We start from the raw sequence: 23,544 nt of genomic DNA, 5'->3' as shown, positions 1-23,544 counted from the left end.
CAAACTGGAGCTTGCCGATGATAAGAAAATTTATTTCCGCCCAGGAAAATATAAGCTTATCATCGAGCTCAATGGCGAAAAAGTAGAAAAAGACCTTGAAATCAAAGCATCGGAGCGTCGTTCACGTCGAGCAACGAGTCCGAAACCAACAGCTTCGCCAGAAGAATTTGAAGAATGGTACGAAGAAATGGGTTTTGAAGAAACGAAGAAGTAACTTTGTAGCACAATTTTCTGAAAGGGCGGCGTTCCGCTTGTGTTTTGCGTAACTCACAATTCGGAGAATTGTGCTACAATCCAATTTTAACCAAATTTTATTCAACCAAAAACAAACATGAAGCAAAACTTTGTAAAATTTTTAGGAGCAATCCTTATCAGCAACTCTCTCATGGCACAATTAGCTCCAATCAAGAGCATCGAAGGCCGTTGGGACATTACAATTACCAAAGGCAATAAAAAGATGCCATCTTGGTTAGAAGTAAGTCATTCAGGAGAGAAATATTTAAATGGTCATTTTGTTGGAGATGGTGGAAGTGCCAGACCAATTTCACGCATCAATTTTGCGGATGATAAAATATCTTTCTCAATTCCGCCACAATGGGATAGAGCCGAAAAAGATTTAGTGGTTGAGGCTGTTTTGAAAAATGACAAGCTTACTGGTACTATGAATACGCCAAGCGGTGAAGTGTTGAGTTGGGAAGGCGTACGTGCACCGAAGTTAAATAGTACTAAAACACCAGTTTGGGGCACTCCTATCAAACTTTTCAATGGAAAAAACCTTGATGGTTGGCAAGCCGTAAGTGGCGAAAACCAATGGGTTGTAGAGAATGGTATTCTGAAAAGTCCAAAATCAGGGGCAAACTTACGCACAATCGGAACTTATAATGACTTCAAATTACATGTAGAGTTCAAATACCCAGAAGGTAGTAATAGTGGGGTTTATCTCAGAGGTCGTTATGAAGTACAAGTAACCGATAGCAAGGGCCGTGAACCATTAAAAGACCAATTAGGTGCAATTTATGGTTTTATTGCTCCAATCGAAATGCCAGCTAAAAGTGCTGGCGAATGGCAAAGTTTTGATATTACCTTAGTTGGAAGATTAGTAACGGTTGTTTTGAATGGCAAAACGATTATTTATAAAAACGAAATTCCAGGAATTACGGGCGGAGCTTTAGATAGTAATGAAGGCGAACCAGGTCCAATCTTTTTCCAAGGCGACCACGGCCCTATCGAATATCGAAATATTATCCTTACGCCTGCTAAGTAAACTTTTTTGCATAAATGGTGTTATTTCTAAGGAAGGCTTCGCTATTAGCGAAGCCTTCCTTTTGATTTTATATCGAAAAAGAATCCTCATTTTATGAAAATACCCGTTAATATTATCACAGGCTTCTTAGGAGTAGGAAAAACCACTACCATTAAGCATATTCTTGCCAATAAACCCTCAGGCGAGCGTTGGGCGGTAATAATCAATGAATTTGGTGCCGTATCTATCGACCACACAGCTATTGAAGAAAAAGATGACCTGACAATTAGAGAAGTTGCTGGAGGTTGTATTTGTTGTACTGCCAATTTACCGATGCAGGTTACGCTCACTACCCTTTTACGTAGCCAAAAACCAGACCGAATTCTGATAGAGCCAACAGGAATGGGGCATCCCGAAAAAATATTAGATTTATTACAAAACCAATACCTAAGAGACATTCTTGAAGTAAGAGCCACCATTTGTTTGGTTGACCCACGCAAATGGATAGATGCAAATGTACGTGCCCATGAGACCTTTCAAGACCAAATAAATTTAGCCGATGTTTTGGTAGCTAATAAAGCTGATGTTGCAGGGGAAGAATTGGTAAGCAAGTTTAAGCTTTGGTCGGAAAACCTGTATCCGCCCAAATTGTTGATAGACTCAGTTTCGAATGGTGAAATAAATATTGATTGGCTTGATATACAACCATTTGAAGGCCGAAAATCAGCCTTTCCACAAGCACATACGCATGAGCATCACCATCATAATGAAGAAGAAAATGAATTAGCTGAGGTCGGAAAACCAGTAAAAAAACTAAGTAAAGGTCTAGGAATGTATAGTTGTGGGTGGCTTTTTTCGCCCGAAGAAGTTTTTAGTTTACCAAAACTCCGTCAATTTTTCAGTTCAATGCAAGGAGTAGAACGTGCCAAAGGTGTTTTTCGAATAGGTAAAGATTGGGTTTTGATAAATGCAATAGATGGAGAATTTTCAATACAATATATTGCTTATAGACGAGATAGTCGCATTGAACTTATTGCTAATTATGATTTAGATTGGCTGGTTTTTGAAGTGAAATTGAAAGACTGTTTGATATAATAATAAAAAGGGAGCTGAAAGGCTCCCTTTTTATTAATCTTCTCTCTCGAGTGAAATATTATCTATTGGACGAAGAATAAGCGGAACTTTCTCAACCTTTACATTACTGGTATCGAGTCCAAACCATTTATCTTCAGAGTTCGTAAAGCCTTTAATGAAGAAATAGGCCTCCATTGTTAACCTTTCCCAGAAAGGAAGTTTATTTTCGTTAGATAGGTATCTTTCTAAAACGACAAATCTAAAATCACCTACAACATTATGTTTATGTAATGATTCATAGCGGCTTCGGATATCTACTTCCTTACGTTTCACCATTTCTTCAATAACTTTTCTAAAGTAAAGGTTAATTTTTTGTTCAACCCTGAAACCAAGTTTAAAAGTTACTTTAATGACATCATCTGGTTCAATGATATTAACCTTGTATTTCATAGTATAAGGCTCATCGGTAATATCAACATGAATAAACCAATAAATATCTGCACGTTTGGGGCGTTTTTCGAAAATCGAATACATCACTTTCGATTCAATTTCAGATACTCTATGGGCATTACTCATATACACTAAATGAGTAGAATATTTCTGTACAGATTCATCTTTACTCAATTCTTTTAAGCCATCCAAATATTTTTCTAACTTCACAAATTCAGTCAAACGATTTTTGATAATATTTGAGCGATACCAGATTATCATAATCATAGCAATGACAGCCGCAATAAATACAGAAACCCATCCACCATGCGAAAACTTGAGCATATTGGCTGCTAAAAAACCACCTTCGATTAGTACATAAACTACTAAAAATGCTACAATCCAAAACTTATTGAAACGATGGGTGTAAAGGTAATAGGCAGCAAGAATGGTAGTCATTAACATCGTGAGTGTAATAGCTAGACCATAGGCGGCCTCCATGTTAGCAGACTCCTTGAAATATAGAACCACGCCCACACAACCAGCCCATAATAACCAGTTGATACTTCTGATATAAAGTTGTCCTTTGTGGTCTGAAGGATATTTTAATCGAACTTTTGGCCAAAAAGTAAGACGAATAGCCTCTGAAATAAGCGTATAGGAGCCTGTGATTAAAGCTTGACTAGCAATAATGGTTGCGGCCGTAGCAATACCAATACCAATTAGCAAAAACCAATCTGGCATCAGTTGGTAGAAAGGTTTGCGACCATCAAGATACTGACCATTCATAGAAATGGCCCAAACGCCCTGCCCAAAATAATTAAGTAATAAACAAATCTTTACATAAATCCAGCTAATTCTGATGTTACCACGACCACAATGCCCAAGGTCTGAATATAAAGCTTCCGCACCTGTTGTACACAAAAACACCGAACCTAATAACCAAAAACCATCTTTATGGAAGAATAGTAAGCGATAAGCATGATAGGGGTTAATAGCTTGAAATATGGCAGGGTCTGTTATAATTTGTCGAATACCAAGGACAGCTAACATCGTAAACCATACAAACATTATTGGCCCGAATGCCTTACCAACAACATTAGTACCAAATGCTTGTACTAAAAAAAGTGTTGTGATAATTCCAATGATGATTGGGATGGTTTGTATCTCGGGATAAACAATCTGTAACCCTTCAATCGCTGAAGAAACAGAAATAGGTGGGGTAATAATTCCATCGGCCAACAAAGCACTTCCACCAATAATTGCCGGCACCGTTAACCATTTGGCATGTCTTCTTACAAGTGCATAAAGAGCAAAGATTCCTCCCTCACCATTGTTATCTGCTCTAAGAATCAAGATAACATATTTAAGTGTAGTTTGTAAAGTAAGTGTCCAAAAAATGAGTGATAACGAACCAAAGACTATTTCTTCATCAATCTTTTCTTTGCCAATAATGGCCTGCATTACATAGAGTGGAGATGTTCCAATGTCTCCAAAAATGATACCAAGTGTAATAAGCAATCCTGCGGCCGTAACCCTATCTAGGTTTTTGTGATTGTGGCTCATTATTATATGATATTTAGTAAAAAAGTGTGCAAATGTACTGGTTTGTAGGAAATTGCAATATTTTTTCGGACTTTTTTATGGGATATGTTATGTAAAAAAGATTGCAAATTTAATGTTTCATAAAAAAGTATAAAAAAATCCAAATAAAATACCAATAATATTAAGAATAATTTTTTGTTTTGAAATACTACTAAACTAATTATTGAAAGGAAAATAGTGATTCAAATACAAATCAGTGCGAAAAAAAGGGCAAATAATAATCTTTTAATAAAAAAGATAAAAAAAACGCTCCCAATAATCTTTTTGAGATATATTGGGAGCGTAGATAAATGCTAAAAATTAGCTATTACTAAGCCTTTTTACCTTTTTTTGAATCAGCTTCAGCAGGTACTACCGCTAATTTCGCATCTTCATTTTTAATATCACGTTGCATCGCATCAACAACGATTGGTGTGGCTACGAACAATGAAGAATATGTACCAACGATTACCCCAACGAACATCGCAAATACGAAGCCACGGATAGTTTCACCACCAAAAATCAATAATACTAAAAGTACGATTAATGTAGAGAAACCAGTAACCGCCGTACGGCTCAATGTACTATTTAAGGCGTTGTTAATTACTGTAGGAATATCTTCTCTTACGCCGCGTTTTTCGCGTAAATATTCACGTACACGGTCAAATACTACTACGGTATCGTTCATTGAGTAACCCATAATTGTTAATACCGCACCTACAAATGCTTGGTCAACATCAAGTGAGAATGGAAGGAAGCCACGGAAAATTGAGAAAATACCGAGGATAATTGCCACGTCGTGGAACAACGCCACTAATGCCCCATAACCGAATGCTAAGCTACGGAAACGTACGTATATATAGACAAATACCAATGCAATTGAAAGTAATATAGCCTTTAATGCACCACCAATGGCGTCGTTTGCAATGGTTGGTCCAACTTTAGAGGAGCTTGTAACTTTACCTTTATTACCATTTACGTTAGCCAATGCATTGTTTACATTACTTTCGATTTGTTTTTCAACCTCAGGGTTTGTATTCTCAATTTTGTAAGGAGTTGTAATTTTTACTTGGTCGAATCCACCAAAAGTTTTTACTTCGATGGCTTGTCCTTCAAATGTTCCTTTTAAGGCAGCATCAATTTCTTCTGTGTTTACACTTTTTTCAAATTTTGCTACATATGTACGACCACCTAGGAAGTCAACACCTAAACCAAAGCCTTTAAAGAATATCGAAACAATACCCGCAATGATAATGGCACTTGAGATAGTGTAATATAACTTACGCTTAGAAACGAAATCGAATTGTGAGTCTTTGAATAGTTTCTCAGTAAATTTCGTGTAGAATGATACTGTTTTTCCTTTACCAATGTAGTATTCAAATAATAATCTTGATACAAAAATAGCGGAGAATAAAGAAGTAAAAATACCAATTAAGAGCGTAGTAGCGAAACCAAGAATTAAGCCTGAACCAAAGATAAATAATACCGCACCGGTAATGAGCGTAGTAACGTTTGAGTCAATAATTGATGACATTGCATTTTGGAAACCATCACGAACAGCCGTAGCAAATGTCTTACCTAAAGCTAATTCTTCTTTGATACGCTCATAAATCAATACGTTGGCATCGACTGACATACCTACTGATAATACTAAACCTGCGATACCTGGTAGGGTAAGTGTTGCACCAAATGAAGCCATTACACCTAATAATAGGAATAAGTTTACAATAAGGGCAATATTGGCAATCAAACCAGCTTTGTTGTAATAAATCATTACGAAAGCTAATACAAATAATACGCCAATAATTGAAGAAAGAATACCTGCACGAGCGGCTTCCGAACCTACGGTTGCACCTACGATATCTTCTGAAATTACATTTGTTGGGGCAGGAAGTTTACCAGCCTTCAATACGTTTGCAAGGTCAAGAGCCTCTTCAACAGTGAAGTTTCCACTTATGCTCGAGCGACCACCGCCAATTTCACCATTAACAACTGGAGCAGAATAAACAAAGTTATCAAGGATAATAGCAACCTGACGGCCTACGTTTGCAGCTGTTAATGCTTTCCATTTTCTTGCACCTTCAGCATTCATTTGCATTTCTACTGCTGGCTTTCCTCTTTCATCGAAGTCTTGAGTAGCGTTAGTTACAACATCTCCTTCTAATGGAGCTTTACCTAAATCTTTAACAAAGTAAATATCAACAATATCTTCGTTTGCGTTTGTACCATTGGCACGTGGTTTTACATCATATACAAAGTTTGCATCAGCTGGGAACAATGATTGAACATCCGGACGACGCATGATTTGGTTTACACGTGAAGTGTCTTTCACACGTACTGCTACGCCATATCCAGTTCCAACGAATAAATTACTAAATGCATTTGATTGGCGTTGAGCTAGAGCAGTTGAATCCTTTTTCGAAGTATCTGTTTTGCTTCCCCCAGCCAATTTAGCTGCTAAACTATTTTTTGAAGTATCATTTGTAGCTACTGCTTCGTTATCACCTTTTCCTGCAATTTTATTTAAATCTGTTTTCGCAGCAGCCTTTGCCTCAGCATCCATTTGTAATAAGATAGCCGATAAACCATCAAACGCTGGAGCAATTTCTTGCATGCTATATACTTCGCAAAACTCTAATTTTGCAGCACCAGAAAGGAGTTTACGAACACGTTGAGGATTATCTACACCCGGCAATTCTACTTGAATACGGTTAGTTCCCGAAAGTCTTTGTAAGTTAGGGTTAGCAACACCAAATTTATCAACACGCGTTTGGATAATGCGGAATGCACGGTCGAAAGCACCATCAACTTCTTTTTTGATATAACTTATCACTTGGCTATCAGAAGATTCCAAACTTAGTGTACCACGATTTGAACTATTTGAGAAAATACTAGATAATTTTGTATCAGGAGCTACTTTCTTAAATTCTTCAGCAAATAAATCTACAAAATTAGCACTGCTATTAGCTGCTCTTTCTTGTGCTTTAGAGATAGCCGTGGCTACTTTAGGGTCACGAGAATTTGCCAATGCACGAACGATTTCTGTAGGTGATACCTCCAAAATAACACTCATACCCCCTTGAAGGTCAAGGCCTAAACCTAATTCTTGTTTCATTAGGTCTTCAGTTGTAGTCATTCCTAAGAAAACGGGTTGTTTCCAAAGAGAATCTAAATAACGTTGTTTTTTTGTGTAATCAACTTTACCTGATTTGTCTGTTGCATACGCTTCTGCGTCTTTTCTGATGTCGTTTGCCTTCCAAGTACGAGCCAAGAAGTAAACACTAATTGCTAAAAAAGCCACCAATAGAGCGACTATACCACCTTTGTTTCTCATTATTTTGATGCCCCCTAACCCCCGATGGGAGGACTATTTATGGATTATTTTCATGTTTTGAGGGTTAGTTTGAAAACATGATTTTAGAATATACAGATTGATTGCATTACAATTCTCAGAATTGTATCATTTTGTAAAAACAAAGATTATTTTGTCTTAACAAAAAAGAGAAGATTGTTAATGAATATGAGTAGAAAGTAATCATTAACCCAATAACCGCCAATTATGGGGCATTGGGAGCAATAAAATGCTCGTAGAGGTTTTCGAAATATGAAATAACAAAGATAGGTTTAGTAAAAACCTTTGCCTTTGTTTCAATATCTAAATAAATAATTTGCGGAGTAGGAAGAATGATTGCGTCGTGGGTGAAGTCGAACGCATGGCTGGGTACAACCACCTCCAACGACAATTCGCTAACAACTGTTTGGTTTTCAGTTGGTTTGGTATTGCCGTTTTGTTCTTTTGGGGCTTTATTATTTTGTGCATGATGTTTGGGTAGCTGCTTTCCGAAAACGCTCGTCAGCATCACCATCATGAACATTAAAAGTCCAAAAGTACGCGATATGTAGGAGTATCTCTTCATTTTTAAGAACGCAAAGCTACAAGAATTTCTGGAAATAAGTCAAAATTTATACCAAAAAATCTAAAAAAAGCATTCAGATGAATTTGAAAAATAAAATTCAGATAGTTATTCGACCGGTTTTTCGGTAGTCTTATATAACTTTATTAGGGGTTTACGTAAAACATTTCAAGTATCTTTATAGAGTTTGGAACATACATCGTTTGCTATTTATTTCATTGTTGATTTTCTAATTTATTCAAATTTTACTTAAATTTTCAATAAAATTGCGTATAATAACTTCTTAACTATAGAAAATCGACAAACGCTAAACATTAATGAAACAACGCCTAACTTCTATCGACGTTTTCAGAGGCATGACTATCATGCTCATGACTATTGTAAATAACCCCGGAGATTGGAGTCATATTTACGCTCCACTCGAACATGCTGAATGGCATGGATGCACACCAACCGATTTAGTTTTTCCGTTTTTCTTGTTCATTGTAGGTATTTCTACTGTTCTTTCAAGTCCTGTTAAGAGATTTGATAGCCATACTTTTGAGAGAATAATTACCCGTGCATTACGAATATTTTTGCTGGGGCTATTTCTTAACTTTTTCTCAAAAATCCACCTTGGAACGCTTGAAGGAGTGCCGTTGATGCTCATAAGATTAGTATTCACAGGAATTGCCACCGTGCTTTTATTGGGAGATTTTGATAAGAAAAAACAATTTTATGCAGCGGTTGGCCTATTCGTATTCATGATATCCCTCTGTTTTAGCGGGATTGAAGATTTTGCTTCGGTACGAATTCCGGGTGTTTTGCAACGAATTGCCATGGTGTATTTAATAGTATCGGTGCTATATGCCACTACCAACACAACTACTCAAATTGTTGTTGGACTGGTGTGTCTGTTGGGTTATTGGGCTTTAATGGCTTTAGTTCCTGTACCTAATTTTGGGGCGGCCAATTTCGAAAAAGGCACAAACCTAGCCGCTTGGATTGATAATTTATTACTTCCAGGGCATTTATGGTCGGTTTCTAAAACATGGGACCCCGAAGGTATTTTAAGCACTATTCCTGCTATCGGAACCGCTTTGGCAGGCGTTTTTACAGGAAAGCTATTAACTAATGACTTTCCCAAAAACAAAAAGGCCATCTATCTACTTTCTGCGGGTGTAATAGGTGTAATGATTGGTTTTTTATGGAATGATTATTTTCCAATCAATAAAGCTCTTTGGACAAGCTCTTATGTGCTTTATGTAGCTGGTTGGGCTTTGTTGGTATTGGGCGTTTTATATTTCATCATTGATGTTTTAGGTTTTGAAAAATGGACGAAACCCTTTGTAATCTTTGGCGTAAACCCAATGGTGGTGTTTTTCTTTTCAGGAATCATTCCTAGAGCCTTGAATATGATTAAGATTGCCCAGCCAGAAAATGTAGAAACCCCCAATACTGGTTTAATAGAATGGCTTTATAGACATTGGATAGAACCATTTTTTGCCGAACCTAAAGATGCTTCTTTGGCTGGAGCATTGACTTATCTTTTCATTTGGTTTTTAATCTTATTATGGTTTGATAAAAAGAAAATGATTTTTAAGGTTTGATTGAATCTGCCCAAAAATGAGTAATTTTGTTAAAATTTTAAACCAAATACATTTTATTATGGCAGGTAACAGAACTTTCACGATGATTAAACCTCATGCAGTGGCTGATAACCACATTGGGGGAATTACGGCGATGATTGAGGCGGCTGGTTTCAGAATCGTGGCAATGAAAAAAACACAATTATCAGCAGCACAAGCTGGTAAATTCTACGAAGTACACAAAGAAAGACCTTTCTATGGCGAATTATGTGAAATGATGTCTTCGGGACCAATCGTTCCGATGATTTTAGAAAAAGATAATGCCGTAGCAGATTTCCGTGCTTTGATTGGTGCTACAAATCCAGCGAATGCAGAAGAAGGAACAATTCGTAAGAAATATGCTAAATCAATGGGCGAGAATGCTATTCACGGTTCAGACTCAGATGAAAACGCTGCTATCGAAGGTGCATTTTTCTTTGCTTCTATTGAGCAATATTAATTGATTTTGATAAAAAAGAGACGCTACCTGAGCATAGTCGAAGGCAGCGTCTCTTTTTATTTTAAACTTCATTAATCAATTCCATCATAAAAAATTCCAGCCTTTTCTCGAATCTCATCTAATAAGCTGATTAGCTTCACACTCATAGTAAGCGGCATTTTATCACTTTCTTTCTTTCCTGCTCTCAAACATTCATTCACTTCTTCGATTTCAAAATTATAGCCAAAGGTTTTTCTTGGAAAATTAAATTTTACTGGCTTTTGGTCTGTCACATAAAGCGTAATTTTTTTAGCTTCCATGAAACGGCCTTCAATATGAATGTACCCCTTTTCTCCGTAGATTAGGGCTTCTGTACGTGTTCGAGACCTAAGCGTACAACTTAAATTAGCTGTTGCTTCATTTTTAAAATCCAAAATAAAGCTCGTTGTTTCGTCAATTCCCGTAGAGCCAAAATTGCTAATAGCTTTTACTTCTGAAGGATAACCTAAAATCAATAAGCTTAAATAAGCGGGATATATTCCAATATCAAGCAAAGCACCGCCACCAAGATTTGGATTTAACAATCTTTTTTCGGGTAAAAAAGGAGCATTGAATCCAAAATCTGCTTGAATATTTCTCACTTGTCCGATAGCCCCTTCTTTAATTAATTCTAAGGTTTTATTAATGGCAGGAATAAATCTTGTCCACATGGCCTCCATTAAGAAAGTATCATTTTTTCGGGCAGATTCAACCATTTCTTGAACCTGTTTAAGATTCATGGCAAAAGGTTTTTCACATAAAACTGGTATTTTATGTTTTAAGCATAAAAGAGTATTGTCTGCGTGCGAAGTATGTGGCGTTGCAATGTAAATGGCATCTAAATCGGGCGTTTGAAAGATATTTTCGTAAGAATCGTAAGCGAATGGGGCATTGTAACGATTGGCAAAATCCTGTGCCCTTTCAAGCGAAGATGAGGATGCAACTGCGTGGAGTTGAGCGTTCTTAACAGACTTTAAGTCGGTGGCAAATTTCTCGGCAATTTTACCAACTCCGATAATTCCCCACTTTATATTTTTTTTCATCTTAAGTTAGTTTCTTTTTTGGAGCGAATTTAATGAAAAAATTATTATCGGATAATAGTTTTTTCGGAGTAAGTCTGCCGAACATTTTGCAAATAGAAAAAACTTCTGTTTAACAAGCAGTAAAGCTAATATTTAAAGTTTTGTGTTAAAATTCTTTGCCCAAAAGTATTATGAAAAAAGAATGCCCCAACCATTACAGTTGAGGCATCTGGGTTTTTATAGAGGGGTTTATTATTATTTTGCCGCTAATTTAACCTTTAAGTTTTGGTCAATTGCTTCTAAGAATTCCTCTGTATATAAATAGTGCTCGCCGTGGTTCACTTTATTTCCGTGAATACAAACAGCTAAATCTTTAGTCATTTTACCAGATTCAACAGTCTCAACACAAACTTGCTCAAGTGCTTGGCAGAAATCAACTAAAGCTTGGTTGCTGTCTAACTTTCCACGGAACTCTAAACCACGAGTCCAAGCAAAAATAGAAGCGATTGGGTTAGTTGAAGTTGGTTTACCAGCTTGGTGGTCACGGTAGTGGCGAGTTACGGTTCCGTGAGCTGCTTCAGCTTCCATTACATCACCACTTGGTGTAACTAATACTGATGTCATTAAGCCTAACGAACCAAAACCTTGTGCTACTGAGTCAGACTGAACGTCACCATCGTAGTTTTTACAAGCCCAAACGAAAGAACCATTCCATTTCAATGCCGAAGCAACCATGTCGTCAATTAGACGGTGTTCGTAAACGATACCAGCAGCTTCAAATTTAGCTTTGTAATCTGCTTGGTAGATTTCTTCGAAAATATCTTTGAAACGACCATCATATTTCTTCAAAATTGTATTTTTTGTAGAAAGATAAAGAGGCCATTTTTTGTTCAAAGCAACTTGGAAACAAGAGTGTGCAAAACCACGGATTGATTCGTCAGTTATTGCATACCCATTGCTACACCACCACCTTTGTAGTTGTAGATTTCGTATTCTTGTATGGTTCCGTCTTCGCTTTCAAATTTCATGGTTAATTTACCTGCTCCTTTCACAACGAAATCAGTTGCACGGTATTGGTCACCAAAAGCATGACGCCCAACGATAATTGGTGAAGTCCAGTTAGAAACTAAACGTGGTACGTTTTGACAAACGATTGGCTCACGGAAAACAGTACCATCCAAGATATTACGGATAGTTCCATTAGGTGATTTCCACATTTGTTTCAAGTTGAATTCTTTAACACGAGCTTCGTCAGGTGTAATAGTGGCACACTTGATACCAACACCGTATTCTTTGATTGCATTTGCAGCATCAATAGTTACTTGGTCGTTGGTTTCATCACGGTACTCAATGCCAAGGTCATAGTACTTGATATCAACATCAAGGTAAGGAAGAATCAATTTTTCTTTGATAAAACGCCAAATGATACGAGTCATTTCGTCGCCATCAAGCTCAACAACTGGATTTGCAACTTTAATTTTTTCCATTTTTCCGAGAAGCTCTCCACCCCCAAGGAGAAGCAAAGATTTATAAGTTATATATATGTGTCTTGGGGAATTTATAACGAATAACCGAGAAAAACATTAAAAGTAAGCATATTAGATGCTAGAATTACCCTTAAAAACCTTCGAGTTACCCACTTATTGACACGAATAATTTTTTACTGCCACAAAGGTAATACGATTTATATAAATATTCTAAGATTCGGGCAAACAAAAAAAGAGCCTCCAAATGGAAGCTCTTTTCTGACTTAAACCAAAGAAAATTATGAAAATTAATAAAAACGTTTTCAGGGAATTATTTATTTGATAATTCATCGAATGAAAGTGCTACATAATACATTGTGCCAACGGCCGCACTACCAAATGCTTGGATGTATGGTTTGCCACCGATGTTTGTTCCACCGATTTTCAATACCGATTTCATGCTTGGTAATTTAAGGCTGATTTGTGCATCAAGGTTTGTAATTGCAGGCACTTTTGTATTTGTAAATAAAGCCTGAGTTGCATCAGATGGTTGAACAAAACTTGCTTCCCAAGTGAATTGGTCTTGGTGACGTAAGTTTACGTTGAAACCAAATTTCTCTCCACTTCCCAAACGTTTTCCGAAGCTAACGTTATAGCGATTCTTAGGCGTGTTGAAACCAGCATATTGTTGGTCAGGCGTTGGAGTAAATCCTTTAAGATTATTTTGAGCGAAATTCAAGCCAACATTATACCCTTTCGATAAAGAATAGTTCGCACTAATCGCAAAACCATTTGCTCTGATATCTTCGCTTGTATTTGATACACGAGAATATCCTTTCAACAAACCTGCACCAATACCTGATTCGATTGGTAAACCTGGTGCTGCTGGTGCAGTTGGAACCACGATTACAGTTCCACCGATGAAGTTTCTGTATTTACTTGTATAGAAATAAGAATCAATGAATAATTTTTTAGCAATTAAGCCTTTGTAACCAATTTCATACGATTCGATTTTTTCAGGAACTAACTTTTTCGCTTGGTATTTAGGTAATGCTGCCAATCCAAATGCTGGAGCAACTTGTGCAGTAACTCCCGGTACATTTGCAGCAAGAGCTTTTGCTAACTCAGCATTGAAAGCTGGTTGGAAGTTAGCAGCAAGTGCACCTGGTAAAGTAGCACTTACACCTGCTTGAATATTGCTTTGGATTGTTGCTTGCGTTGCAGGAAGTGCAATTTGCTGAGCGACTCCAGCTTGAATAGCTGATTGAGTAGCAGGAAGGGCCAATTGAGAAGCAATCCCTGCTTGGATAGCAGCAGCAGCTTGTTCGGCAGCTAATGTTCCAGCGGCAACTGCAGCATTTACTTGTGCTGTTACGGCAGATGTAATTTGTTGGGTTACGGCAGCTGTAACACCAGCAGTTACTTGTTGTGTAACAATTGAGTTAACTTGTTGTGTAACCCCAGCTGTAACTTGCTGCGTAATAGCGGCTGTAACTCCCGCAGTGATAGCAGGTGTTGCTTGTGCAGTAACGGCTGCAGTTGCATAAGCTTGAGCTTTAGCTAATACATCGGCTGTGATATATTTTGATGGATTTGCTGAGAAATCAACCAAAGTTGCACGGTTAATACCAGAAGCAAGGCCATATCTTGCGTCAAATTCTGGAGTTGCACCAATCAAAATGCCTAGTGGCGTAGCTAGGTCGATGTATTGGTTTTGAGTAGTAGGAATACGGTAACCTGTTTGGAATGACGCACGAATGTTATGTTGTCCAAACGAAGCAACAGCTGATAAACGTGGTGTAAAGAATCCATCAAAGTTTTTACTCTTATCGTAGCGTAATGAACCCGAAAGTTTCAAGTGGTCTTTAAATAAGCTTTTAGCAGCTTGTAAGAAAGCACCATATTCGTTAATCGGAATAGTTCCATTACGGCCTTCTTTTGTATCAGAGAATAATGTACCGTTTGAACGCAATTGGTATTGGCGGAAGTTAGCTCCACCCAATAACTCCATAAATTTGATTTGATTTTTGAAGTTATAAATGCCTTCTGCATGATAAAGGTTAGTTTTATCTAAGAAACCACCACCACCAGTGTTGATAGACGCATTACGTGCATTGTCTAAAGCTGTTTGGAATGCCGCAGTACCAGGAGTTGGCATGCCAGCATCCGCCGCTTTTCTTGCCGCAATTGGGTCTTTAGATTTGTCGTATTCTGATTTGTAAGCAGCAAACCACTGGTCATCAGTCTTAACGGCTCTTTGCATAGCTAAAGCAACTAAACCAGCAGTGTAAGAATCACCCGAACGCTCTTGAGTAGTATAACCTCTTAAGGTAAAGTTATCACCACGAAGTTCGAGTTTAGCTTGTGTAAGATTGAAGTTACGAAGTGCATAACGGCCAGTACCTGTGTAAACAGTAGTACCGAAACCATAGTTAACTTGACCAACAGCCTCAACTTTTTCATTGATACGATAGTGAAGAGCAATATTTGTTTTAAAAGATTTTGTGTTATAATCTACTAAATCTTTTTCTAAAAGACCAGTACGAGTTACTGGAACACCAGAAACAACTCTTCTTGTTTCATCACCATAAGTGTTTACACCATCATAGTCAGTGTCGGCTCCTGCAAAACGAGTAGGGTCAGCCGAACCACCAACGTTTAAGTTAGAGTAGTCATTTGCTTGCCAGTCTTTAGCTGTTATGTACGCTAAGTTTACTTTGTAGGCGAATTTGTTGTCTTTTGAAGCTTTAGCATAACGAAACGAGAAGTCATAAAAAGGAGTTGTCTTCACATCTCTATTACTTGCACTCATTACGCCAGTCTTTACCGTTGCACTTGCACCTTGGTACAAGAATGGGCTTTTGCTATTCATCAAAATCAAACCATTGATGGCATTTGGGCCATAAAGGGCCGAAGCCGCACCTGGAAGAATTTCAACGCTTTCAACATCTAGCTCAGGCATACCAACGATATTATCAACTGGGAAGTTTAAGCCAGGAGCTTGGTTATCCATACCATCAATCATTTGTACGGTACGAGGGTTACCAGTAGCACCAAAACCACGCATATTTACAGATTTAAAAAGTAAACCTTGCGTAGTCATGTCAATACCTTTCATGTTTGAAAGGGCGTCATAAAAAGATGGAGCTGGAGCTTCTTTGATACTTCGAATATCTAATTTCTCAACTGTTACAGGTGATTTCATTACAGATTCTTCAACCCTTGAAGCAGCTACAACAACTTCTTGACCCATGATTGCTTGTTCTTTCAGCGAAACATTAATGGCTGCATTATTACCCGATACACTCATTTCTTGAGATTCGTAGCCAACTGAAGTAATAACTATTGTAAATGGCGGAGGAGTTGATACATTAAAAGAAAACTCACCTTTTGAGTTTGTGATTGTTCCAATCACTTTACCTTTTACCTGAACACTTACCCCAATAAGTGGTTCTTTAGTGGTAGCATCGGTAACCGTCCCAGACACTTTTGTTTGAGCAAACGAGAGCTGTGTTATGAGAAAGCAGCAAATTCCGAGCAAACAATTTTTTACGGAAAGTTTGTACATATAGAATATTTGGTTAGTGGTTAACAAAACGTAATTTTGTGTCAAACATAGAAAAGAAAATAATAATATGCAAGCATACTATTGGTAGTTTGTATTAAAATCATACAATTTTAACGAAAAATAGTTATATCCAATGCAAAAGACAATTTTTCTAGTAATATTTTATTCACTCTGTACGTTTTTGTTTGAGACTCAAGCTCAAAAAAACGCTATTTTATCTACTCATTTTGATGCTAAAAATGTGCCCCCAGCCCCTAATTATGCTCAGAATGATGCGTGGGCTGCCTTGCCAACAAAAAATGACCCCGCCGATAGAATTCCGAACGGTTTATATGTAAACGAAAATCAAACTGAAGCTAAAGCAGATGTATTCTTTTTACATCCTACTACATTTACCTATAAACCTCGTAACCAATATGAATGGAATGGAGATGTAAATGATGTAGAATTGAATGAAAAAACAGATAATTCAACCATTTTAAATCAAGCCTCAGCTTTCAATGGTTCTGGAAAAGTATATGCACCTCGTTATCGTCAGGCACACTACTACACTTTTCTGACACCCAATCAAGATGATAAAAAACAAGCCCTTGATTTGGCCTACACCGATATTAAGGCAGCTTTTGAATATTATTTAAAAAATTGGAATCAAGGTCGCCCAATTATTATTGCGTCTCATAGTCAGGGAACTATTCATGCAAAAAGATTACTGAAAGAGTTTTTTGATGGGAAGCCATTACAAAAACAATTAGTTGAGGCTTATCTCATCGGTATTGCTACGCAACCTAATACTTTTGAAAATATTCAAGCAAGTAAATCGGCAGAAGAAATAGGAGGATTTGTTTCATGGAATACTTTTGCTAGAGATTTCCTGCCCAAATATTACGAAGATGGCCTAAGTACATCTGTAAGTACAAACCCTCTTACATGGCGTTTAGATGAAGATTTTGCCCCTAAAGAACTAAATAAAGGAGGGGTTGGCTATAAGTTTACATTTGTAGAGCAAGCTGCCGATGCACAAAATCATAAAGGTGTTTTATGGATAAATAAACCATATATCAAAGGTCGTATATTTATAAATATGAAGGTATGGCACATAGCTGATATAAATCTTTTTTGGATGAATATCAGAGAAAATGTAGCTTTACGTTTGGAAAGCTTTTTAAAAAATACCACAAAGCCATAGTGGTTAGCTATTTACAAAAATTATAACAAAGACAATTCATTAGAAATGCAACAAACAGATACCCAAAAAAATAATCCTGCAAACAATTATGTAGTTATTATGGCTGGTGGAGTTGGAACGAGATTCTGGCCATTTAGCCGAACAACCAACCCCAAACAATTTCATGATGTATTGGGTATTGGCAAAACAATGATTCAACAAACGGTTGAGCGTTTTGACGGGATTTGTCCGAAAGAAAACATTTACATTGTTACGAGCAAAGAATATTACGATATAACCAAGCAGCAATTACCGTATTTGAGCGATGACCAAATTCTACTTGAGCCAAGTCGCCGAAATACTGCTCCTTGTATAGCTTATGCCTGCTACAAGATTGGAGCTAAAAATCCTGAAGCCAACATTGTAGTTGCCCCTGCCGACCATATTATCCTGAAAGAGGAGGAGTTTCGCAAACGTATTAGTATTGCGTTGCATTTCTCGGCTAAAAACGATGTACTAGTTACTTTGGGTATTACTCCAACTCGTCCAGATACAGGTTATGGTTATATCCAATTTTTAGAATCGGAAGGTGATATTAAACGAGTGGTAACTTTCACCGAAAAGCCAAATCTTGAATGGGCGGTTAAGTTTGTTGAAAGCGGCGAATTTGTTTGGAATGCTGGTATTTTCATTTGGAATGTAAATGCTATTAAAAAGTGTTTTGAGGCGTTTTTACCTGAAATGGCTGAGGCCTTTGAAGAAATAAAAGGAGATTTTTATTCAGAAAGAGAAGAAGAATCATTGAATAGGGCGTATCCTCAGTGCAAGAATATCTCAATTGATAATGGTATTATGGAACGTGCTGAGAATGTTTTTGTGGTATTATCGGATATCGGTTGGTCAGATTTAGGAACTTGGAAGTCATTGTATGAAATTTCAGATAAAGATGAAAATGAGAATGCGATTGATGCCCATACAATGCTTTATAATACCAAAAATTGTATCATAAAAACCCCTAAAGACCGCTTGGTGGTTGTTAATGGCTTAGATGGTTATATTGTGGCAGAATATGACAATGTTTTGATGATTTGTAAGAAAGATGATGAACAAAAAGTGAAGGAGTTTGTGGCGTCGGCAGGAGTGAAAGGGAAGGAGTTTGTGTAATAGTCGAAGCCCATTGAGCATTTTTTCTAAGACTTTAGTAATTTACAAGAGGGTTCGATTATTCGAATCCTTTTTTTTGAACCAAATTTTTTCTACGTAGGTTTTATTTGAAAATTAAGAATAGAGTATGACTAAAAAAGCATTGCAAATAGATATTGTTTCGGATGTTGCTTGTCCGTGGTGTTATATTGGAAAAAAACATTTAGAAAAAGCACTTGAAAATTTTGATAGCCAGCCAGTAGAGATTACTTGGCATCCATTTCAACTCGACCCAACAATTCCAATGGAGGGTTTAGATAGAGAAACATACTTCATCAATAAATTCGGAAGTAAAGAGAGAATTGAACCTATGTTTGAGCGTGTAGTTGGTGTTGGGCAGCAAGCGGGTATTCAATTCAAGTTTGATAAAATGCCGAAGGTGATGAATACAATTCCTTTACACAAAATCTTACATATTGCTCATGAAGAAGGTTTTCAGAATGAACTGGAAGAACGTTTTTTCAAAGCATACTTTACTGATGGCGTAGATTTTACGAATACCCAACAAGTAGTGGCTATTATGGAAGAGTTTGGATGGACGAAAGAGAAAACAGAAGGTGTTTTAAGCAGCGAAGAAATTTCTTATAACGTTATACAAGAAATTAAGCATTTTCAGAATTTGGGTATTTCGAGTGTTCCGTTCTTTATTATTAATAAAAAGTATGGTATTAGCGGGGCACAACCGACCAGTGTGTTCTTAGATACACTCAATAAAGTATCAGCTGAAATGAAACCTGTTGAGGCTGTTGGTGAAGCCTGCGACATTAATGATAAAAATTGTTAATGATGTTTACCGTTGTTTGTTAAATACAAACAACGGTATTTTATTTCTTCCATTGGTTTTGTGCTGTTTGAACGATATAAACTTACAAGCGAAAGTCTTGTATAAGGAGTATTTTTAGAAAAATGCATCTTCAAAGTGAGCAATCTCGAAATATTTGCCTACGGTAATTGCAATAATATCGAAACGTACGTGTCCATGCCAGTTGTTTTGATAGATATAATTTTCAGCAGTTTTAATAATTAAATTCGCTTTTGCTTTTGAAATAGTCTGTTCAGGAAACCCATGTGCGACCTCAGAGCGAGCTCTTACTTCAACAAAAACCAACCAATTATCTTTTAAGGCAATAATATCAATTTCTCCCTTGCCGTGAGCATAATTTTGGTCAAGTATTTCGTAACCTTTCTTTTGTAGATAGCCAACAGCCATTGCTTCGGCTTTACTTCCTGTTTCGTTGTGTTCTGCCATCGCCGCATGTAGAGGACAGGCTTTTAACCTGTCAATAATTACATCGTTGATAAAAAGAATAAGAAAAAAAGACAGGTTAAAAACCTGTCCTACACTAATTCTGCGATGACCGTTTCGCCGCCTACGGGCTTGTCATCAATATTTACCAAAATTTTGGCGTCAAGTGGTAAGAAAATATCAATTCTTGAACCAAATTTAATAAAACCAAATTCTGAGCCTTGTTCAACCGCTTGTCCCTCTTTTACATACCAGCAAATTCTACGAGCCAAAGCTCCAGCAATCTGACGGAATAAAACTTCCGTTCCATTTTCGTGTTTCACGACGATTGTCGTGCGTTCGTTTTCTGTACTTGATTTTGGATGCCAAGCAACTAAGTATTTTCCTGCATGGTATTTGGCATAAGAAACAATACCCGAAATAGGATTAAAGTTTATATGCACGTTAAGTGGCGACATGAAAATAGAAACCTGACGGCGTGGGCCCTTGAAATATTCAGTTTCTACTACTTCTTCTATTACTACTACTTTGCCATCAGCCGGGGCAATTACGTGTTTTGAATTTTTAGGTGTAACGCGTGTCGGTTTACGGAAAAACTGAACGACAATTACAAATAAAAACATACTTACTACAAGTAGTAAAGTATGAAGAATTTCTTGTTCGGGTAAAAAATATCTTAGTGCGGCATTGGCTGCCAATAGTCCGATAATTGTAAGTGAAATAGTGCCTGTTCCTTCCTTATGAAGTGTCATTGCTTTGAGGTGTTTAGTTTTTTAGAACCGCAAATATAATCAAACAATGTTTTTACGTTATCTTCACGGCTCAAATATTTACAGCAAATGTGTAAAAGCTGTGGATAAGTAGGTGTTTCACGTGGAAAACTCTAAATGTATTTATGCAAAAACTCATTTTTTGGCGAAATTGGCCTAAAAACGAACAAATTAGCTTTAGTATAATTCTTTCAATTCTTGCTGTTTGTATCTTATATCTTTCATTCACTTGGTTTCGAGGTTTAGAAAATGTCATTCATTGGGATATACTAAGTGAGCTCGATGAAATTCCCGCAGCGATTGATACCTTCTCAGATGGCAAACTCCGATTTGTTGTCAATGGAAACGCATATATTGTTAAAGAAAGGTTTTTGGCCTCAACAATGGATGTCAATTATTGGGCCAATTATGCAATGGCATTTGGCTTAGGCTTGGGTTTAGCTTTATTGCTCACAGCGTTTTCAACGATGAGTCGATATTGGTTTTTAGGAGGAATGGTTGCTTTGGCTGGAATGTTAATAACAATTCATCTTGAAATTATTTTTCAAGCAACTAATCAGTGGCCATTTTTAGTGGCTTTTGCATTATTGGCAGGTTTATCATTCTATTTTAATAATTATGCTCCAAGTACAAACGCCCTCAGACGTTTTGGGAGTTTTTCGGCCTTAATTGTATTAGTAGCAATCGGTATTGGTATAACAAGTAAGGTGCAGCAGCCTGCATTGGCGATTGTTTCCTATGGTTTACTTTCCGCAATTGTATTTTCGGTTATTTTTATACTGTTTATTTCTCACGAAATCATAGCAGCTTTAGTTTGGGTTGTATCTAATGCGGGCGTGAAAAATCGCAATCATTTACCTTCATTTTTAACTATCTCAAGTATCTACTTACTTAATGTATTGCTTATCTATCTCGAAAAATCTCAATATATAGATTGGAATATTATTTCGATAAGTCCATTGGTGTTGTATGGTATTTCCATGCTTTTGGCTATCTGGGGTTTTAGAGAATATACCGAACAAGCTAATTGGTTTAATTTTCGCACCATTACAGCATGGTTATATTTAGGTTTAGCTATTATCACCACACTTATGCTTACTTTTGCCTATGCAACAGCCAACGACCCACTCATCGAAGCATTTGAAGATTTTATCTCTTATGCACATTTATCAATGGGCATTTGCTTTGTTTTTTATATCCTTATAAATTTCATCCAGCCACTACAAAAAGGTTTAGAAGTACATAAGGTTATCTACAAACCTAAGTTTTATGAACTGATGCTTTTTAGGTTGGCTGCTGCTATCGGTGTTTTCATGCTTATTTCATTTAAGAATTATAATAATTTCTTTCAAGCAAAAGCTGGTTATTATAATGCAATTGCTGATTATTATTTAGCTACTGATGATTTACAAGCTGCTGAAACATTTTACAAAGAAGCCTTACACTTCGATATTCGTAATCATAAATCAAATTATGCTTTAGCTTCATTAGCTCAAAAGAACAACGATAAAGAAAATACTGGTGTTTTTCTGAAAAATGCTTTGGAAAAAAATGCAAGTGCGTTTGCGTATGTAGGTTTGAGTAAGGTATTGCAGGAAAAAGATATGTTCTTTGACGCACTCTTTACTTTAAGAGAAGGGGTAAGTAAATTTCCAACAAATGAGGCTATTCTTACGAACTTAGCACAGTTGTATGAAAAAACAAAAGTGATTGATTCGACCTTTTACTATTTGAACCTAGCTAAAGAGCACTGTGAAAATTGCGAATTGACAGAATCTAATTTACTGGCTTATCAGTTAAAATATAAAGCCAACACCACCGAAGATTTGAAAGTATTGAAATTTGAAAATAATACTACTACTTATACAAGTTTGAGAGCTAATCGTGCGGCATTTGATAAGCTCTCAAAGCGAGTAGCTGCTACGAATCTTAATCTAACAAAAGATTCATTGTTGAATGTGAGTCAGTTTGCTTTACTTTATAATCTTTCTACATTCAATAATTATCAGTTTAGTTATAGCACGAAAGAACTACAAAATATTCAAAAGAAAGAGTTGAATAATTCTTATTTTGAAGATTTAGAATTTGCTATTTCTTGTAGAAATTACTATGCCGAAAACAAACTAGAAGGAATAAAGCAATTAGCAGTTCTGGCCAACGATTCAACCAAACACAAACCTCTTTATAATCAAGTAGTGGGAATGTGGTTTTTACAACAGGGTATTTATGATAAAGCCCTTTCGTACCTAAACCGTGCTAGTGATATATCTTCGGTACAGCTCCTTCAACAGCAGGATTATCAAAAAACACTCGCCGAATTTCAAGAAGACCAAGGTAATGAATTAGTAAATTCGCTTAAGCAAAATACTCAAGCAACAAAAGAGCATTATGATAAAGTTTTAGCTCAAATGCCGCTCAATTCGATAGTCTTGAGAAATTATATAGAATTTTATAATGAAAAGCTAAAAAAGCCGAATGAAGCCTATCAGGCAATTTTCAGGGCAGTTGAAGTAAACGATAACTCCGTAGAACTGTGGAAGTTATACACGCTACAATCGTTGAAAATTGGTATGAAAGACTATGCCGGAGATGGCCTCAGTAAAGTTCAGCAACTAAGTCCTCCTACCGATTACCAAGCATTTCTTTCCATCTATCAAGCCCAAAAAGCATTGATGGAAAAAACAAACGACGATTTTAAATGATTCTGTAATTTAGCCCTCAATCCTCTTTGGGGGCTTTTTATTTAACGAAACAATCAATCTTTCATAAAAGGTA

The 23,544-nt window shown here is 36.7% G+C and carries 16 protein-coding genes and 1 pseudogene; 9 read left to right on the top strand and 8 right to left on the bottom strand.

Annotation, left to right across the window (positions count from 1 at the left end; all coding sequences use genetic code 11):
* The 3 genes from A6M55_RS17430 to A6M55_RS08435 all read left to right on the top strand — a co-directional run.
* The coding region (locus A6M55_RS17430) for a hypothetical protein (protein ID WP_197491678.1) at positions 1-214 on the top strand (214 nt) is incomplete at its 5' end.
* A gap of 117 nt (positions 215-331) precedes the next feature.
* A complete protein-coding gene (locus A6M55_RS08440) occupies positions 332-1,264 on the top strand; it encodes a DUF1080 domain-containing protein (RefSeq protein ID WP_064197218.1) in 933 nt (310 codons plus the stop codon).
* A 93-nt stretch (positions 1,265-1,357) separates the two neighbouring features.
* A complete protein-coding gene (locus A6M55_RS08435; protein WP_015028802.1) occupies positions 1,358-2,338 on the top strand; it encodes a GTP-binding protein in 981 nt (326 codons plus the stop codon).
* A 33-nt stretch (positions 2,339-2,371) separates the two neighbouring features.
* Here A6M55_RS08435 and A6M55_RS08430 read toward each other — a convergent pair whose 3' ends face one another.
* The 3 genes from A6M55_RS08430 to A6M55_RS08420 all read right to left on the bottom strand — a co-directional run bounded on the left by A6M55_RS08430 (position 2,372) and on the right by A6M55_RS08420 (position 8,247).
* A complete protein-coding gene (locus tag A6M55_RS08430; RefSeq protein ID WP_064197217.1) occupies positions 2,372-4,312 on the bottom strand; it encodes a KUP/HAK/KT family potassium transporter in 1,941 nt (646 codons plus the stop codon).
* Positions 4,313-4,661: 349 nt separating this feature from the next.
* Positions 4,662-7,664: a protein translocase subunit SecDF gene (gene secDF / locus A6M55_RS08425; RefSeq protein WP_064197216.1), complete on the bottom strand. Its 3,003-nt coding sequence runs from the start codon at positions 7,662-7,664 to the stop codon at positions 4,662-4,664.
* Between the two features lie 223 nt (positions 7,665-7,887).
* Positions 7,888-8,247 carry a hypothetical protein gene (locus tag A6M55_RS08420; RefSeq protein WP_156511009.1) on the bottom strand — a complete coding sequence of 120 codons (360 nt, stop codon included), beginning with the start codon at positions 8,245-8,247 and terminating at the stop codon, positions 7,888-7,890.
* A 314-nt stretch (positions 8,248-8,561) separates the two neighbouring features.
* Here A6M55_RS08420 and A6M55_RS08415 point away from each other — a divergent pair, with 314 nt between their 5' ends.
* Positions 8,562-9,833, top strand: coding sequence for an acyltransferase family protein (locus A6M55_RS08415; protein ID WP_064197215.1), 1,272 nt, complete (start codon positions 8,562-8,564; stop codon positions 9,831-9,833).
* 58 nt (positions 9,834-9,891) lie between these two features.
* A complete protein-coding gene (locus A6M55_RS08410) occupies positions 9,892-10,311 on the top strand; it encodes a nucleoside-diphosphate kinase (protein WP_041694004.1) in 420 nt (139 codons plus the stop codon).
* Between the two features lie 71 nt (positions 10,312-10,382).
* On the opposite strand, the gene A6M55_RS08405 is transcribed toward A6M55_RS08410, so the two are convergent.
* The 3 genes and pseudogenes from A6M55_RS08405 to A6M55_RS08395 all read right to left on the bottom strand — a co-directional run bounded on the left by A6M55_RS08405 (position 10,383) and on the right by A6M55_RS08395 (position 16,385).
* Positions 10,383-11,372 (bottom strand): Gfo/Idh/MocA family protein, encoded by a 990-nt coding sequence (locus tag A6M55_RS08405; RefSeq protein ID WP_015028808.1) that lies wholly within the window; start codon positions 11,370-11,372, stop codon positions 10,383-10,385.
* Between the two features lie 234 nt (positions 11,373-11,606).
* Positions 11,607-12,838, bottom strand: a pseudogene (locus A6M55_RS08400) (isocitrate dehydrogenase (NADP(+))).
* Positions 12,839-13,148: 310 nt separating this feature from the next.
* Positions 13,149-16,385 (bottom strand): carboxypeptidase-like regulatory domain-containing protein, encoded by a 3,237-nt coding sequence (locus tag A6M55_RS08395; RefSeq protein ID WP_015028810.1) that lies wholly within the window; start codon positions 16,383-16,385, stop codon positions 13,149-13,151.
* Positions 16,386-16,518: 133 nt separating this feature from the next.
* Here A6M55_RS08395 and A6M55_RS08390 point away from each other — a divergent pair, with 133 nt between their 5' ends.
* The 3 genes from A6M55_RS08390 (at position 16,519) to A6M55_RS08380 (ending at position 19,537) form a co-directional block, all read left to right on the top strand.
* The gene (locus tag A6M55_RS08390) at positions 16,519-17,571 is read left to right on the top strand and encodes a DUF3089 domain-containing protein (RefSeq protein ID WP_064197214.1); all 1,053 of its coding nucleotides are present in this window, start codon (positions 16,519-16,521) and stop codon (positions 17,569-17,571) included.
* A gap of 45 nt (positions 17,572-17,616) precedes the next feature.
* Entirely contained in the window at positions 17,617-18,714 is a 1,098-nt protein-coding gene (locus A6M55_RS08385; RefSeq protein ID WP_064197213.1) for a mannose-1-phosphate guanylyltransferase, read from the top strand.
* A 127-nt stretch (positions 18,715-18,841) separates the two neighbouring features.
* Positions 18,842-19,537 (top strand): DsbA family protein, encoded by a 696-nt coding sequence (locus A6M55_RS08380; RefSeq protein ID WP_064197212.1) that lies wholly within the window; start codon positions 18,842-18,844, stop codon positions 19,535-19,537.
* Between the two features lie 114 nt (positions 19,538-19,651).
* Here A6M55_RS08380 and A6M55_RS08375 read toward each other — a convergent pair whose 3' ends face one another.
* A complete protein-coding gene (locus A6M55_RS08375) occupies positions 19,652-20,002 on the bottom strand; it encodes a YraN family protein (protein WP_015028814.1) in 351 nt (116 codons plus the stop codon).
* A gap of 89 nt (positions 20,003-20,091) precedes the next feature.
* Complete coding sequence (locus A6M55_RS08370; RefSeq protein ID WP_015028815.1) at positions 20,092-20,751, bottom strand: phosphatidylserine decarboxylase family protein; 660 nt, start codon at positions 20,749-20,751, stop codon at positions 20,092-20,094.
* Positions 20,752-20,894: 143 nt separating this feature from the next.
* On the opposite strand from A6M55_RS08370, the gene A6M55_RS08365 reads away from it, so the two are divergent.
* Complete coding sequence (locus A6M55_RS08365; RefSeq protein WP_064197211.1) at positions 20,895-23,471, top strand: M48 family metallopeptidase; 2,577 nt, start codon at positions 20,895-20,897, stop codon at positions 23,469-23,471.
* The last annotated feature ends 73 nt before the right edge of the window (positions 23,472-23,544 follow it).

The organism is Emticicia sp. MM (genome assembly GCF_001649495.1).
Note: the sequence above shows the minus strand (reverse complement) of the source record. Positions and strands in the feature narration are given on the sequence as shown.